The organism is uncultured Nostoc sp. (genome assembly GCF_964245575.1).
In the GTDB taxonomy this organism is placed as follows: Bacteria; Cyanobacteriota; Cyanobacteriia; order Cyanobacteriales; family Nostocaceae; genus Nostoc.
On record NZ_CAXTNP010000055.1, the window covers coordinates 18,534 to 32,973 of the forward strand.

Here is a 14,440-nt window from a genome sequence, read left to right on the forward strand (position 1 = left end):
CATTATCCATGTAGGTGAAGAAATCTACCCAAGCAACCATGCTTAGACAGGTAGAGATATTAGGGAAAGATAAAGGCGCAATCCTGAAATCATAACCTACCCCACAATAAACTAAATCCTACTGTCCCGGTGCGGGATTAGAAGCACACAAAACTACCAAGACAACTTGGTAGCCTCTACATCAACGACATAGAAAAAAACTATAGACTCATAATGGCAGTATTAAATTCAGTAGATCGAAAAGTTTTCCAGAACCCTGAAGAGCCGTTCATTTTAGTTTAGAAACACAATTTGCCGCAATCCTGTTATAGTCTGCTTTTCAAGGAACGGGCGTTGTTGGTGGGTTAAGAATGCAGTGCAAGCGATCGCGATCATCAGCCCCAAAACGTTGCCTGAAACCCTGATTATTTCGTCAACTTACAAAAGTTTTTGATCTACTGAGTTTTATTGATCGTGCGTAAAACCACGTCCCCTTGTAGGCGGGGATGTAAGCACGGTTAAATAATGGGGTGACGCTCCTGCGTCGCTAACGCTGCGCTATCGATACCTGATTATTTAACACTATCCGCGTTGTTTTTGAGTTGCAATATATTGCTTAACTGCTTGCTCTGATGCTCCACCCACGGAAGAGTAAAACGTTCCATCACTCCACAACCCGGAACCCCAGAATCTACGCTTTTTCAAGTCTTTAAAGGTGCTGAATATATGCACAGCAGAGATTGATTTCATTGTTTTGGCAATTTCTACTGGTGCTGTAATGTGGTCTGCCTGCACAAATACATGAACGTGGTCAGGCATTATCTCAATCGCGTGAAGTGTCCATCCGTAGGTTTGACAAGTTTCACCAAGGATTCGTTTTAGCTCTATCTCTATTGCTCCCTCAAGTACCTGATTACGGTACTTTGGGCAAAATATGATGTGGTAGCCAAGGCAATGTTTAGCGTGGGAGGATGACAATATTTTCATGAGTGGCGTATATTGACAAAACATATAAAAAATAAGATTATTTGATTATAGAGCTTTTAAAAGACATGATTTACAGAAACGCAAAAATTATTGAAAAGAGAGAAGTAGAGCCTACTTTTAACGAAAAAGTAGATCACGTATTAAATACAATGGGATTCTCTTCTTTGGTAAGGCATTTAGAGGAAAATTTAATTGAGCAAGAGTGGAACGGCAAAGACAAACTTAGAGGAGAAATAAGTTTTTTCCCTCCTATGTCGCTTCAGTGGTATCAACTCACGCCAACAGAAGCAGCGATTAAATTAGTCGAATTGCATCAAAACTGGGATCATGTAACATGAAGCGTACTGTTAGCATCCCAGTTAATTTACCATCAGAGCGGTTTTTCTCGTTGATGAATCAGTGTGCATCAATATTTAATGCACATATTGACTGGGCAATAGAGAACAAAACATTTAACAAAAACAAGGCACACAAAGATTTGTACGCCCTATTACGGCTAGAATATCCAAGTGTGCCTTCTGCTTTGTTGCAGACAATCAGGGACAACGCAATGGAAGCAATCAAAGCCACTAAATTTAAGCGCGTCCCCAGAAAGAAACCAACATCAGGGTTGAGATATGATCAGCGCACTATGACCCTGCGCGGTCATCAACTAACTTTGTCTTGTATTGGTAAACGAGTAAAATTAATCCTTGAAGTTCCTGATTATTTCAAACAAGTTTTTGAAAATTGGAATTTTTGCGGTGCGACTTTAACTTACTCAAAGCATTCAAAACAGTTCTGGGTACGACTGGTTTTTGAATCGGAGAATCCGCAAACAGTTAGCGGAAAGATTCAAGGAATTGACCGAGGACTTTACCATCAAGCAGTAACTTCTGATGGTCAATTTTTTTCAAGTTCTCAAATTAGAAATATTCAAAGACGTTACTTATTCAATCGTCGTCAACTCCAACAAAAAGGCACTCGTAGCGCTAAACGTCGTCTAAAAGCGATGTCTGGACGCGAGAAGCGGTTCATGAAGGACACGAATCATTGTGTGAGTAAAAAACTAGCCAACCAACCGGATATATCTGTTTTTGTGCTTGAAGACTTGTCTAGTATTCGCACTTCTTCACGCGGCAAGAAAATGAATAAATGGTTGGGCAATTGGGCGTTTTACCAGCAAGAACAGTTCTTGGCTTATAAGGCAGAAGCTTTGGGGAAACGAGTAGTACATCAAGACCCTCGGTACACTTCTCAAAAGTGCAATGTCTGTAAGCACATTAAGAGGACAAATCGCCATAAGTCTAAGTTCCATTGCAGGAATTGTGGACATCAAACTCACGCGGACCTCAATGCTTCCAAGAATGTCCGTGATGACTATATTCTCTCCTCTACCCAAGGGACGGAGGAGCAGGGGTCAGTCAATACCCCATGCGTTTCGGGAAATTCTTTTTCCTAGTTACAAGCCACATCCCCTTGTGGGTGTGGTAGTTGACTCATTCTTACCCAGTTACTTAAATGATGTGTTTAAATATGATGCGTAGAGCCTTACTCCTTCCAGAGAAGCAGGTTATGCAACGCGTCTCTTATTCCCAAGAAAAACTTGTAGGTTAGAATAGCTATTCTCGTACTCCTATGGGAAAGCAAGCTATGCACCACCTCGCCCACAGGATAAGACAAGACTAGGGTACGTAACTGGCTTGCATAGAGCGATCGCTTCCTCGATAATTGTATTTTTATCCCAATTTTAGGATCTTTTGAGGTAGTATTACTCGTTTACAAGTACTGTAGACCTAAAGTTTTCACTGAAAATTCTTAATTTGCTATTTATAGGCTTTTTCAAACTTTGTTTTAGTTACTCTAATATCTAATAATGATAATCGTTTAGAACCTAAAAACGCAAAAAGCACTCTGAATAAAGCTTATATCTCTTCACTGATTATTATTATCATAAGAATTATTTAAGTAAATTAACTAATTGATGACAGATATAGTATTTTAACCATAGATATCGCGTATACACAGTACAATAATGTCGAACTTGGAAATGTCGCCATTTGTAGAGTTGCTTGGTGTCCATTAATGAAGTACCTCTGGATACTGAATCATTTTCCTTCAGTACTTTTACTATATAGTTACTATTTTTTGGAAGACAAGCTAAAAACGCTTTTCCGCCATATCTACGTGGGAATTCTCAGGTGGAAACCTGATAAACGGTGTATAAACTTACAAATGGCAGTTACACGACTGTATCCAATACTGAGTTACTGACTAAGGCTAGAGTTACTGACCGTTGACGAATCAGTTTTTGCAACATACCCTATTTTTTCCCTATGATGATTCATGGTTTAGGTTTTCTCAGTTTAAGCGCATCTCTTGTACTTCCCTGGGCATTAACAGGTCTGGTTCAAGGACAGAGAATAACAGAGTCTTTAATTAAAGATGTTCGTCAGTCATCTATTGATCAAGAAATGCCACTACCAAGCCGCAAGCTGATCAGCGAGGTTCCAACTGCGACAAAATATTATGTTAGTGGTAAAGGAAACGATAGAAATAGCGGACTCACTATCTCATCCGCCTTTAGGACAATTCAAAGGGCAGCAGACCTGACTAACCCTGGGGACACAGTACTGATTATGGATGGGGTATACAATAATGAACACTCATCTGGAACGATAGTAGATATTAAACGTTCTGGAAGGGCAAATGCATGGATTACGTATAAAGCATACCCTGGACATCGACCGAAACTTCAGCACAATGGATGGCATGGAATTTGGATTTACGATGGAGCATCATATATTGAAATTAACGGGTTGGAGGTTGTAGGGAATAATGGCAAAATGAAGCGTAGTGATGCGATGGGTCAGAGCTACAAATCAAACCCGCTGACAAACGGAAACTGCATCAGTATAGATGGAGAACAAAATGGTCGCTCCCACCATATACGTATTATCAACAACAAAATACATGATTGTGGAGGCGCAGGCATTTCAGCGACTCAATCAGACTATCTAACAATAGATAGTAACGAGGTGTTTAATAATGCCTGGTACTCAGTTTACGGCTGTAGTGGTATTTCGCTGGCCAACAATTGGAATTCTGACAACAAGCAAAACTATAAGATGTTTGTGACCAGAAATAAGGTCTACAACAATCGAATGTTCGTCCCCTGGATTACTACTGGCAAGATCCAAGACGGTAATGGCATTATTGTTGATCGTGGAATGAATAAGAAAATGGGATCAAAATTAAGTCCGTATCGAGGACGTACTTTGATTGCCAACAACATCTCATATAAAAATGGTGGTGGCGGTATTCATACATTCCAAAGTGAGAATATCGATATTGTCTACAACACTACTTATATGAATGGCCAGAGTCCAGAAATTAGAAGCGGGCAAATCACGATTAATGCTTCAAATAATATCAACGTTCTCAATAACATCCTTTATTCTGAGCGTGGGCAACCGATAAACGCAAGATTCGGTGGTACCAACGTCAGGTTTGACTACAACCTCAACGCTAATAGCTCCATAAGTGCTTACGGATCTAGTGATGCTTTCGGATCTAATGATATTATTGCAGATCCACTGTTTATGAATGCCCCGGGTGGTGATTTTAGGCTGAAGTCGACGAGTCCGGCAATCAATAGTGGTATGAACTTCAATATTGTGACAACCGATTTTCTAGGCGGCCCTCGTGTGAAGGGTTCACGATCCGATAGAGGGGCAGAGGAAATGCGGTAGTAGAGTTAGTAGTTAACAGTATGGAATCGGGTTGTATGGCAAAATCCTGATTGATCTAGTGTTTTTGTCTACAACCCGTTTTTGTAACACAGTGTTCACTGATTTATTAGAGACTGAGAAAAAGTGTGGTAGGAAATAATCAGGATTTTACCGTTTGCAAAGATAGGTAATACCTACATTAGGCTACGCTAATGCAATGTATAGGTACTTGCGTCCAAAATCTAGCTATTGCTTCAACGGCCACACATTAATACATTTTGTATATTCAATCCCTGGTTTTCTCTAACTTTAAGAAAAATAAAATGGGCGAACTGTAAGTTTTAACCTACATTCCCCATCTTAAAATGTCACATCAATTAGAATCGTGGTTTATTAAAATGTCTTGGAGTAGTGGCTAACTTTTGAAAGTTTTATTTTTTTGCAAGTCGCTGAAATTCTTTTGCCAACTTTGTTGGTTTAAAATATTCATGATCGTGATATAAATAACTACTAGATTCATTTTTATCAATGATTCCATTCACGACTAAGCCTAGTACGTTGTAATTGGATCTTTCTAACATTTCTTGAGCAGCGTTAGCACTGTTAGAATCAATTACCCCAGGTCGAGCTACTAACAAAATCCCATCAGTCATTTGGCTTAAAGTCAAAGCATCGGCTGCCAAAAGCAGGGGAGGAGCATCAATAATTACAAAATCATAGTTATGTTGAGATGAGAAATTTTCAATTAATGATGCCATCCGTTTCGAGTCAAGCAAAGCAAGTGGGTTGGGAGGTCTAACTCCAGCAGTTAAGACATCAAGATTATCCATTACCTTAGATACAGTAACGTCAAATTCAGCCTGACCTACAAGAACCTCACTCAAACCAACTACATTGGTTAGCTGCCAAAGATGATGCTGAGAAGGAACTCGCATATCTGCATCAATTAGTAAAACTTTACGCCCTAGTTGAGCGATCGCTGCTGCCAAATTAGCTGAAACTGTAGACTTGCCTTCTTTAGGAACTGCGCTAGTTACCACAATAGTTTTGAGCACTTTATCTGAACTCAGGAATTTCAGATTTGCTTGAATCATTCGGTACATTTCACTAGTTAAAGAGTAAGGCGTATCTCTGACAGCAATTTTTTGTTCTACATTTGAATAACGGGAGCGAACCTTTTTAACAGACAAAGGAACAATTCCCAGCAATGTATATCTAAATACATCTCTGACTTCCTTAAGTGTTTTCAAAGATCTATCTCTCATACTTAAGAAGAGAACAGTTGTAGTAGCCAAAAATAAACCGAACATTACTCCTAGCAATAGAACAATAATCTTTTTGCCTATTGCTGGCTTATCTGGCACTGAAGCCGGAACAATAATCCGCGAACTTGCTGTATTTGTATTCTCAACTAACTGTAATTCTTGAACCTTTTTCAAAAGAGTTTGATATGTCGATTCTGCAACTTCAACTTTCCGTTCTAATTCCCGCTGATTTTGTGCTAACTGGGGTATGATTTTCACTCGCTGCTCGTAGGCAGAACGCGAATTATATAGAGAGGAGAGTCTTTTAGCTAAACCAAAGCGCTGTACTTCTGACTGCAGAAAACTTTGGATCAGGTTTTGTCTAAGTTCTCCAATCTGCAATAGGTTCTGCGGAATTTGTGTTTGATTACCAACAGTCTGCCCAATTTGCTGTTGCAGGAGGGATTTTAAGCTAACTTTCTTTGCTTCTAAGTTAATAATTACAGGGTTGTCATCTAGAAAACGGCTACGCTCAACGGCTAGCTGTCGATCGGTATCTTGAAGTTGTGCAAGAACTCCCTGCACTGCGGGTGACTGACTGAGGCTACTCACAGCGATCGCTTGCTGAGAATTTAGCTCTACTTTCTGGCGCAGTTCATTGGTTTGGGCGTTTACGTCATCCAGTTGAGCCTTAACAGTATCAATCTCACTGTTTAGATTTCCAAGAGTTGCAACGGCTGACTTTGTCTCCTCTGATAGATCTGCTATCTCATGCTTCTGTCTAAATATACGTAGCGCTACTTCTGCATTATTAACAGCCTGTTGAGTTTTAGGAAGCTGCTTGGCAATAAATTGACGAGTTGCTGCTGCCTCAGAGCGATTTGTCAAAATATCATTTTCTAAATAAAGATTCATGATTGTGTTGACCACTGCCGCTGATTGTTCGGGGTCATGGCTAGCATAGCTAATTCGCAATACATCTGTGCCGTTAACAATTTTCATGATCAAGGCTTTCTGTAGCTTCTCTACCTCTATAGGTTTACCTTCGTCGTCTTTAAGCCCTAGTTTGTCTATTGTTCGCTGCAATAGAGTAGGTGAAGAAATAACTTCTATTTGAGTATTTATAGGATTTTGAGTTGCTAGCAGGGATTTTAAATCTCCTGCATCTCCTCCTTCAGCGTTAGTAGGCAAAAGATTGGAGCCTACTACTTTAAAAGAAGGAATTCTAAATAACAGTTTTCCTTCGGCTTCATAGGATGGCTTCATAAATTGTGTAGCAATAGCACTGAGCATAACTGTAGCTGCAAATATCGCAGTAGCAGGTAGCCACCATCGTTTTAATATCAATAAGTAACGACTAAGGTCTAAATCGATAGATTCTCTAGATTCCATAGATTTTTCTGACATAAATCTTCAAAAGTACAGGTTTTAAGCAAGAAACTAAAAATTGACTTAGAGAATGCACAAACCACCGCAATTGACAAGACTGATCTATTTGACAATATGACAATAGTATAGACTATCTAAGTTACAAATTTAGTTTCCATCCGAAATTTAAAGTGATTACTAGCTTTGCCAAATCTTATTATAAGCCTCTAACAGTTTCGGAGCTTGATATTGCCACTTAACTATCTTCTCCATTCTGCGTCGCCCCTCGGCTCCTATCTCAGAAGATAATCAATTTTCTCTAGTTCAGCCATGACAGTTTCTCCTAACCGAAAATACCACTCTGCTGGAGTCAGCTAGAACTTAATGTGATAATCTAATGTTGAGACTATTAGTTTCATACATTGTGTAATTGTTGAATACTTGATATATCTTTGATTAATATATATATCAACAAAAAAATCACAAGTTAAAGTTTGATTGATTTTACCAGATTCAAAACGCTCCTGATATCGAGTCAGCCTATTGATTTTATTTTTACATATTTGCACGTGTAGGAAATTTGCTTGATAATATTGCTGTTACATAAAGTATCCATTCCAGACTATTTTGATCTAATAATGTAGTTTCAGTTAGATTTGATAAAATAGTATAGGTAAAAAAAACTAAGAGCCATAAATTTTCATCAGATGTTTGATTCCACCGGACTAAATATATCGCTCTTAAGAAATTAATAACAAACCCAATTGCAAAAACAAAAACTCCTAATAGACCCAACGCTAGCCAGAGATCCAGAAAACCATTGTGAGCATTAGGAGCATTCCATTGTACCGTTTGTACAACAATAGAAGATTCACTACTGTCCTCCCAGAATACTCCATAGCCATATCCTAGCCACGGTCTTTTTGCAATCATCTGCAACACAGCAGGCCATAGTTCTGCACGTCCAGTGAGTGTTGTGTCCTTACCTACTGAACCTAGAATTGTATCAGCTTGTGAGATAAACCAAGTATACAAAGCTATACCAACTGTTGACAGTAACGTCACAATAGGTATCATTACTTTATACTTTAAATGTAAAATTCGATAATATATAAGAAAAGCAGCTGTAATAATTATAAAGTTACCTAGAGATGTTGTTGATTTTGATAATAATACAAGTAACCCAGAAACAACATAGCCAAACCATAAAACCCAGCGATTTTCTCGAGTAGTCATGGCAAGGAAGAAAAATATTCCTCCACCAAGTACAAATCTAGTGCCAAGAATATTCTTCTGTTGGTATATTCCTCGCCAAGACGTTGGGTCTCCAGCGCTTCCGATGCTGTACTGGGGAATTAGTACAGCAAATAAGATACACATAAATGCTGAGATCCCAAGCATGTATGCACATAACTTCAGTTGTTCTTTTAAGGTATAGCGTGAGGCTAAATAAACCCCAAAGAGCATTGTTCCTGCCAGACCTAAAACACGACGTATAGTAGTATCTGAATCTAAAGACCAAAAACTAGAAAGTGTACAAACTCCGAGCAATATCCAAATAAATTTATCTTTGCTAAAGACGTAACTAGCCTTCTTCCAACGTAGAGTAATTAAAGAAAGGCTAACTATATACGTAAAAGTGAAAAGCAATCGGTCTATGAGTCTATCACCTTCTTTGAGGGTAAAGCCATGGGTCATCAACGGTTCTAGTGGAGTTCCTGAATAGATCATCAAACAAATTATTGTAACTATTTCTTCAGCTGAAATTAAAAATTTTCTCATGTTTTATCAATCGTATATATATTAAACAAGTTACAAAATTATGATGACTACTCCCTCTAGATTTGGAAAAATGTTTTCCTATCTCTATTCACTCACTTGTGATGAAAGCGCTGTCTTTTTTGAATGGACGTTTTTTCATTAAACCGGAAGACAAAAGTAACCTAAATTTAAAAGCATATAATTTAACTACAGACGTTTTGTACCTGGCGCTATGGCTAAAACTCGCTTTTTTTTGTAGTTTTTAAATTCACGCTTTCAGGTTTTTTGTAATTATTTTTATCTTCTGCTTTCTACTTTTATTTATGTGAAGAGCCTCTTATTTTTTGAACTTCTTGGTCAAAATAGAGCTAACTTGCTGCCTTAACTGCTGAGGGAACAGCCACATAATTAAGTACAAGCATATATCAATTGGGCGGGGCTTGCCGCAGCGTATAGCTTCCCACAACAAAGGAAAAAAGGCTTTCCAATCACCTACTGAGGACGCAGAAGGAGTGATCATTGTTGCAATGAAGCCTGAATAAGCCTTTGGTGTTACTAAACTGCGGGTAGCACGAATCCAATCCAAGGAATATTGCCAGTCGTTGATATTGCTTAAGCGCTTGATTCCCATTTCTGAATGCCAGATTGCCATAGGCTCAGGCACAAACTCTACTCCTACACCTTCCATAGCAGTAACCCGAAGCAACCATTCCCAATCCTCATGCCTATAAAATTTTTCTTCCAGAGGCATTTTTTGCATTAACTCTTTTTTCACGAAAATAGTTGAGGTTTGTATGCAGCCCTCTTCTTTAAAAAAGGAGTTACGTGCAAAAAGATATTCGCTTAGAGGTTCAGAAAGGTTAGGTAGCCTTGTCGGACGAATAAACTCACCTTTTGGAGTCTGGGATATGAAACGACTGGCGACAACTGGAAAATCATAATGGGAATTATTTGCTACTTCAAGTTGACGCTCCAATTTTTGTGGAAGCCATTCATCATCATCATCTAAAAAGGCTATCCAAGTGCCTTTAGCTTCTCTCACACCAGTATTTCTAGCTCCTGATGGCCCAATATTTTTTGATAGTTCTATCACTCTCAATCTTGGATCGGCTATCTGAGATAGTACATTGACTGTTTCTTGATCGGGGCCGTCTATTATTACAATCACTTCAATTGATTGTAGCGTTTGAGCTAATGCAGTTCTGACACTCCTAGCAACAATTTGTGGTCTATTGCGTGTAGGAATCACGACACTGACTATTGTTTGGTTACTTTCATTTACCATTGCTAATTCTTTGTTTATTGATTTTTTGGCTTGAAGATATTCAATATTCATTGCTTGGTTTATCTTAATTATGCAAATTTTCCTGTTTTATAAGCAGAGTGGGTCATTAAAACTTCATCCTTTTTTTTAAAAATTTTTGCCTGACAATATGAAATCCGCCTAAAGCATGAATACTCAGAAAAATAACAAATAAAATATATAAGGGAATTGCAATAATCAGAGTGAATAAAAAGTCTAGATTTATTTTTTTTAAAATTAAGAATACAATTAGCATCAAAGTGCTTATGATAATAGGACGGCGAATAACTCGCCATAAATTTAATGAAAATAGGAGAGTATAAGTGAAGTAAACATACTGGCTAAAGGCAAGAGTAGTCATTAGCAATGCCATTATACCTGCACCTACTAACTGATATCGCGAAACTAATACTACACCTCCCAAGCTTCCTAATGTAGTTGTAATAACCACTTCACGCAGGTTCACCATCTCAAAATGATTGGCTACAAGTAGAGAGCATAGTGTGCGTGTGAAGGGCAGTATAACCAGTGATATAGCGCTTATACTAAGAGCTAAACTTCCTTGAGCAAAGCTAGAACCATAAATAAAAATCAGTAAGTCTTTGCCGAAAAACAACAATCCAAGGAATAAGGGTAATCCCATAGCTAGTAAAATTTCAATAAAGCTTTCAGCGATCTGCTGCTGCTTTTCTCGTCCTTGATCTACTACTTTTGAGAGTCTCGGAAACATTGCTACAGTTATACTGTTGGCAATAATTAAATATGGTTGTAGCAGTTGAACTATTGCACCGAAAAGACCTACTAAAAACTCATTTCCTAACAATGAAAGAATCAGTATTTCAATTCTATTACTGACTACAGCTATTGCTTCAATAGCAAAAAATGTCCGCGCATTTTTAATTGTATTCCATATAAAAATTTTATCAATCTGCCATTCTATTTTGACAAACTGTGCGATCAGAATCCATTCAATTACGAGAATTAATGTTTCCGAAAAAAATAGTATCGCTCCCAGAGATTCAATTCCATACTTCAGTTGCATCGCCCAGATCATTATTATTAGGCGTAGTACATACACTGGAACTGTAGCAATGGCAATTAAATGCATCTTCTCTTTAGCTTGGAAAATTGCCTCTGTTACGTTGGAAAGAGCAAAGGGAATGATCGTTAAGCCCATTATGTAGCAAGTAGTCGAGGTTTTGTAACTATAGGGAAGTAAAAATACTACAATCACCAACGCCCCATAACTGAGCAAACTAAATATTAATTGCAGCCAAGTACCACTCATCAAATAAACTGATGTTTTTTGTGGTTCACGGGCTAGCTCTCTTGTAAATAATATCTTTATTCCCTGTGAAGCAATGCCCACAAAGATAAAGTAGTAGCTATAGGCTAGTAGATATTGGCCTATAGCTTCAGCTCCTAGATTACGAGCAATAGCAGCGGTTAATACAAAAGCTGTTATGCTTTGCGCTAACCGATTGGCTATCATTGAGAGGGAATTACTTATGAATTTATACTTTTCTACCATTCTTAAATTATTAATTCACCTTAATTCGCTCATTTTGAATTGCCAATACCTGTATATCTCATAACTGTACTTTTTTGGGGATATATCGTTAGAAACTTTTCTAACTGTTTTATACATACCAGTCAAAGGAGAAAATGAATTTTCATTAAATTATTGTTTACCTTTTATAATCGCAGCCTTGAGTGTGCTACTCAGTGCCAAACTTTTCGTTATATTAAACACAACAAAGACTCTGAGTAGTGAACGGAAGACCTTTTATTGCCTTTAAATAGGTAGTTAATCACTTAGCAAAGTAGAAAATCTAAATTTAACGCGTGAGAAACAGAAACTCTACTGAAAAAAGCAATAATTATATCAATATGTAAATACTATAATTATTGCTGTCCGCGATGATTTTGTTTTTCTGATCTTAGTAAGCACCTTCTTTTTTCAAAACTACCATAACTGTTTTGAGGAGAATTTCAAAGTCTAACCGAAGCGACCAATTTTCTATGTAGTTAAGATCAAGATTTATCACTTGTTCAAAATCTAAAATATCCGACCGACCTGAGACTTGCCAAAGACCTGTAATACCAGGTAAAACTTCATGCCGAATAAAATGATGTTCAGAAAACTTATCTACATCTCTAGTAGGTAAAGGGCGAGGTCCTACTATACTCATTTCTCCAAAGATGACGTTAAAAAGTTGGGGTAATTCGTCTAAGCTGTAACGTCGAAGAAATTTTCCAACACGGGTAATGCGAGGATCGTCTTTAATTTTAAAGATAATCCCATCTTTCGTTTCATTTAATGCTTCTAATTCTTTCTGGAATTTTTCTGCATCAGACCTCATAGTTCTGAATTTCCATACTTTAAACTGTTGCCCATGTAAACCTATGCGGGTTTGTCTGTAAAATACTGTGCCGGGAGAGTCCAGTTTGATAGCTATAGCTATAGCTATATAAATAGGAAATGATAACATTACAAATAAAGTCGCGAACAAAAAATCAGAACTGCGCTTTATCCAAAAATCCTTCCCTGTAATTATCGGACAATCTAAACTTAGACAAGGCATTCCCCCTATTTTATTAAATTCTATGTTTTTATAAATTGGTTTTAATTCCATCGGTAAAATATGTACTTGAATGCCAGATGCTTGAAATAACCAGCATAAGAACATTCTATTTTTTAGAGCATCCCAAGATATAAAAACTTCTGTTACACCTAATTCATTAAGTTGATTCAATGTTTGTTGACGTTTATATCTATCTAATGAATTAGCATGAGCCGTTCCAGATACAATATAATGTTTTTCTTTTTTTATAAAGCTAGCTATCTGCTCATGCTCTTGAGGATCGCAAATAATGAAGACAGAAGAACGAACTATTTTTTTCTGCTTACGTAGATATTCTAATGTAATATTTATAGCATACCTCCCAGTAGAAATAAGTAATATACTTAGCAACCAAGATAATAATATTATTCTTGGGCGTGTAATATCAATAACTGGTTTATATAAAAAGGAAATTAGGAGTATTAATCCATGAGCAAAAGTTAGCGATTTTATAATATTGAGATAGTCGTAGCGTTTTTGACCTTCTCTATAAATCCCCTCAATAGCTAATGAGCCTATTTGAATCCCAATAGTTATTAAAATCGGCAAATAATGACTCTGTATATACGAAGTAAAATACCCATCATAAGATTGATATCCAGCTAAAACCCAAGTTAAAAATAAAAGAGTATAGTCTACTAAAAACAATGTTGTTAATCTCAACCACCACGAACCCTTGCGTACCCTGGCAAATGAAGATGCACGTAAATCTAAAGGCACTTCACTGAATTTACTTGTTGTAATGCTTTGATTACTCATAGTTTAGAAACACCTGGTGTAGTTAAAATTTGATGGAAACGTATTTTAATAAAAGTGGGGGATATCACATTTTTATTTCAAAGAAACCTGGCCTTTGTAGTCTACTAATAACCATTTTATTCGCACTAACTTTAAATTATTGATCAAAAGCATCTTCCAGGGTCGGTTTTAATGCGGTTACTACTTAGATACTTAGCTTTTGTTGCAGGGTAGAATCCGGTTTAGCCTGGAAATTTTGAGCTTTGATGCCAAAAAAGGGTTTTTTGGTGAGTTAACTTAATACTTGAATAAAATTCTTGACGTAAATAATCAAGTAGGTCAGGTAAAAATATTAGGAAGGATTTTTAAGGTGCGTAACAGTTGAACTGAGTTACTACAGTTCCATTGCAGATTTATACTTCTATGAGACGATATGTCTTTGGGAATTACTATAGCATGTTTAGCTAGACTAATTCAGCTTTGTTTAGAAGTTGTCTGTTGGTTTACGCATAATTACTGGTTAAAAAAACTTACACATATAATATATAACAAAATGCATTAAAAAGTTGATTTTTGTAACAAAAATTTACATTATTCTTTATTGTGGTTGAGCTTGAGTTAAGTTTCATGGGCATCTCTCGATAATTGGTCATAAAGTAATATCAACAGTGTTTGATATTTGTAAGTATTGTCATATCTGCATTATAGACATTTTTACTTACTGAC

9 protein-coding genes are annotated in these 14,440 nt (G+C 37.1%); 3 read left to right on the forward strand and 6 right to left on the reverse strand.

Annotated elements, in window-relative coordinates:
• Positions 1-561: 561 nt before the first annotated feature.
• Complete coding sequence (gene tnpA, locus ACFFAP_RS11380) at positions 562-966, reverse strand: IS200/IS605 family transposase (RefSeq protein ID WP_375511313.1); 405 nt, start codon at positions 964-966, stop codon at positions 562-564.
• A 41-nt stretch (positions 967-1,007) separates the two neighbouring features.
• Between tnpA and ACFFAP_RS11385 the strand changes: the two genes are divergently transcribed.
• The 3 genes from ACFFAP_RS11385 (at position 1,008) to ACFFAP_RS11395 (ending at position 4,697) form a co-directional block, all read left to right on the forward strand.
• Positions 1,008-1,304, forward strand: coding sequence for a hypothetical protein (locus ACFFAP_RS11385; RefSeq protein ID WP_375511314.1), 297 nt, complete (start codon positions 1,008-1,010; stop codon positions 1,302-1,304).
• A complete protein-coding gene (locus tag ACFFAP_RS11390; protein ID WP_375511315.1) occupies positions 1,301-2,407 on the forward strand; it encodes an RNA-guided endonuclease InsQ/TnpB family protein in 1,107 nt (368 codons plus the stop codon). Before ACFFAP_RS11385 ends, ACFFAP_RS11390 begins: the two co-directional genes overlap by 4 nt.
• An 874-nt stretch (positions 2,408-3,281) precedes the next feature.
• Positions 3,282-4,697, forward strand: a complete 1,416-nt coding sequence (locus ACFFAP_RS11395) for a choice-of-anchor Q domain-containing protein (RefSeq protein ID WP_375511316.1) — start codon at positions 3,282-3,284, stop codon at positions 4,695-4,697.
• Between the two features lie 410 nt (positions 4,698-5,107).
• On the opposite strand, the gene ACFFAP_RS11400 is transcribed toward ACFFAP_RS11395, so the two are convergent.
• The 5 genes from ACFFAP_RS11400 to ACFFAP_RS11420 form a co-directional block, all read right to left on the reverse strand.
• Positions 5,108-7,327 carry a GumC family protein gene (locus ACFFAP_RS11400; protein ID WP_375511317.1) on the reverse strand — a complete coding sequence of 740 codons (2,220 nt, stop codon included), beginning with the start codon at positions 7,325-7,327 and terminating at the stop codon, positions 5,108-5,110.
• 516 nt (positions 7,328-7,843) lie between these two features.
• Entirely contained in the window at positions 7,844-9,070 is a 1,227-nt protein-coding gene (locus ACFFAP_RS11405) for an O-antigen ligase family protein (protein ID WP_375511318.1), read from the reverse strand.
• A gap of 316 nt (positions 9,071-9,386) precedes the next feature.
• On the reverse strand, positions 9,387-10,385 hold the full coding sequence (locus ACFFAP_RS11410; protein ID WP_375511319.1) for a glycosyltransferase family 2 protein: 999 nt from the start codon (positions 10,383-10,385) through the stop codon (positions 9,387-9,389).
• A gap of 55 nt (positions 10,386-10,440) precedes the next feature.
• The gene (locus tag ACFFAP_RS11415; RefSeq protein ID WP_375511320.1) at positions 10,441-11,883 is read right to left on the reverse strand and encodes an oligosaccharide flippase family protein; all 1,443 of its coding nucleotides are present in this window, start codon (positions 11,881-11,883) and stop codon (positions 10,441-10,443) included.
• Between the two features lie 409 nt (positions 11,884-12,292).
• The gene (locus ACFFAP_RS11420) at positions 12,293-13,735 is read right to left on the reverse strand and encodes a sugar transferase (RefSeq protein WP_375511321.1); all 1,443 of its coding nucleotides are present in this window, start codon (positions 13,733-13,735) and stop codon (positions 12,293-12,295) included.
• Positions 13,736-14,440: the final 705 nt, after the last annotated feature.

What these genes read in the sequence shown, in the direction of transcription:
- ACFFAP_RS11415 (WP_375511320.1), bottom strand. Translation starts at nt 11,883, where the DNA reads ATGGTAGAAAAGTATAAATTCATAAGTAATTCCCTCTCAATGATAGCC.
- ACFFAP_RS11400 (WP_375511317.1), bottom strand. Translation starts at nt 7,327, where the DNA reads ATGTCAGAAAAATCTATGGAATCTAGAGAATCTATCGATTTAGACCTT.
- ACFFAP_RS11395 (WP_375511316.1), top strand. Translation starts at nt 3,282, where the DNA reads ATGATGATTCATGGTTTAGGTTTTCTCAGTTTAAGCGCATCTCTTGTA.
- ACFFAP_RS11410 (WP_375511319.1), bottom strand. Translation starts at nt 10,385, where the DNA reads ATGAATATTGAATATCTTCAAGCCAAAAAATCAATAAACAAAGAATTA.
- ACFFAP_RS11390 (WP_375511315.1), top strand. Translation starts at nt 1,301, where the DNA reads ATGAAGCGTACTGTTAGCATCCCAGTTAATTTACCATCAGAGCGGTTT.
- ACFFAP_RS11420 (WP_375511321.1), bottom strand. Translation starts at nt 13,735, where the DNA reads ATGAGTAATCAAAGCATTACAACAAGTAAATTCAGTGAAGTGCCTTTA.
- ACFFAP_RS11405 (WP_375511318.1), bottom strand. Translation starts at nt 9,070, where the DNA reads ATGAGAAAATTTTTAATTTCAGCTGAAGAAATAGTTACAATAATTTGT.
- tnpA (WP_375511313.1), bottom strand. Translation starts at nt 966, where the DNA reads ATGAAAATATTGTCATCCTCCCACGCTAAACATTGCCTTGGCTACCAC.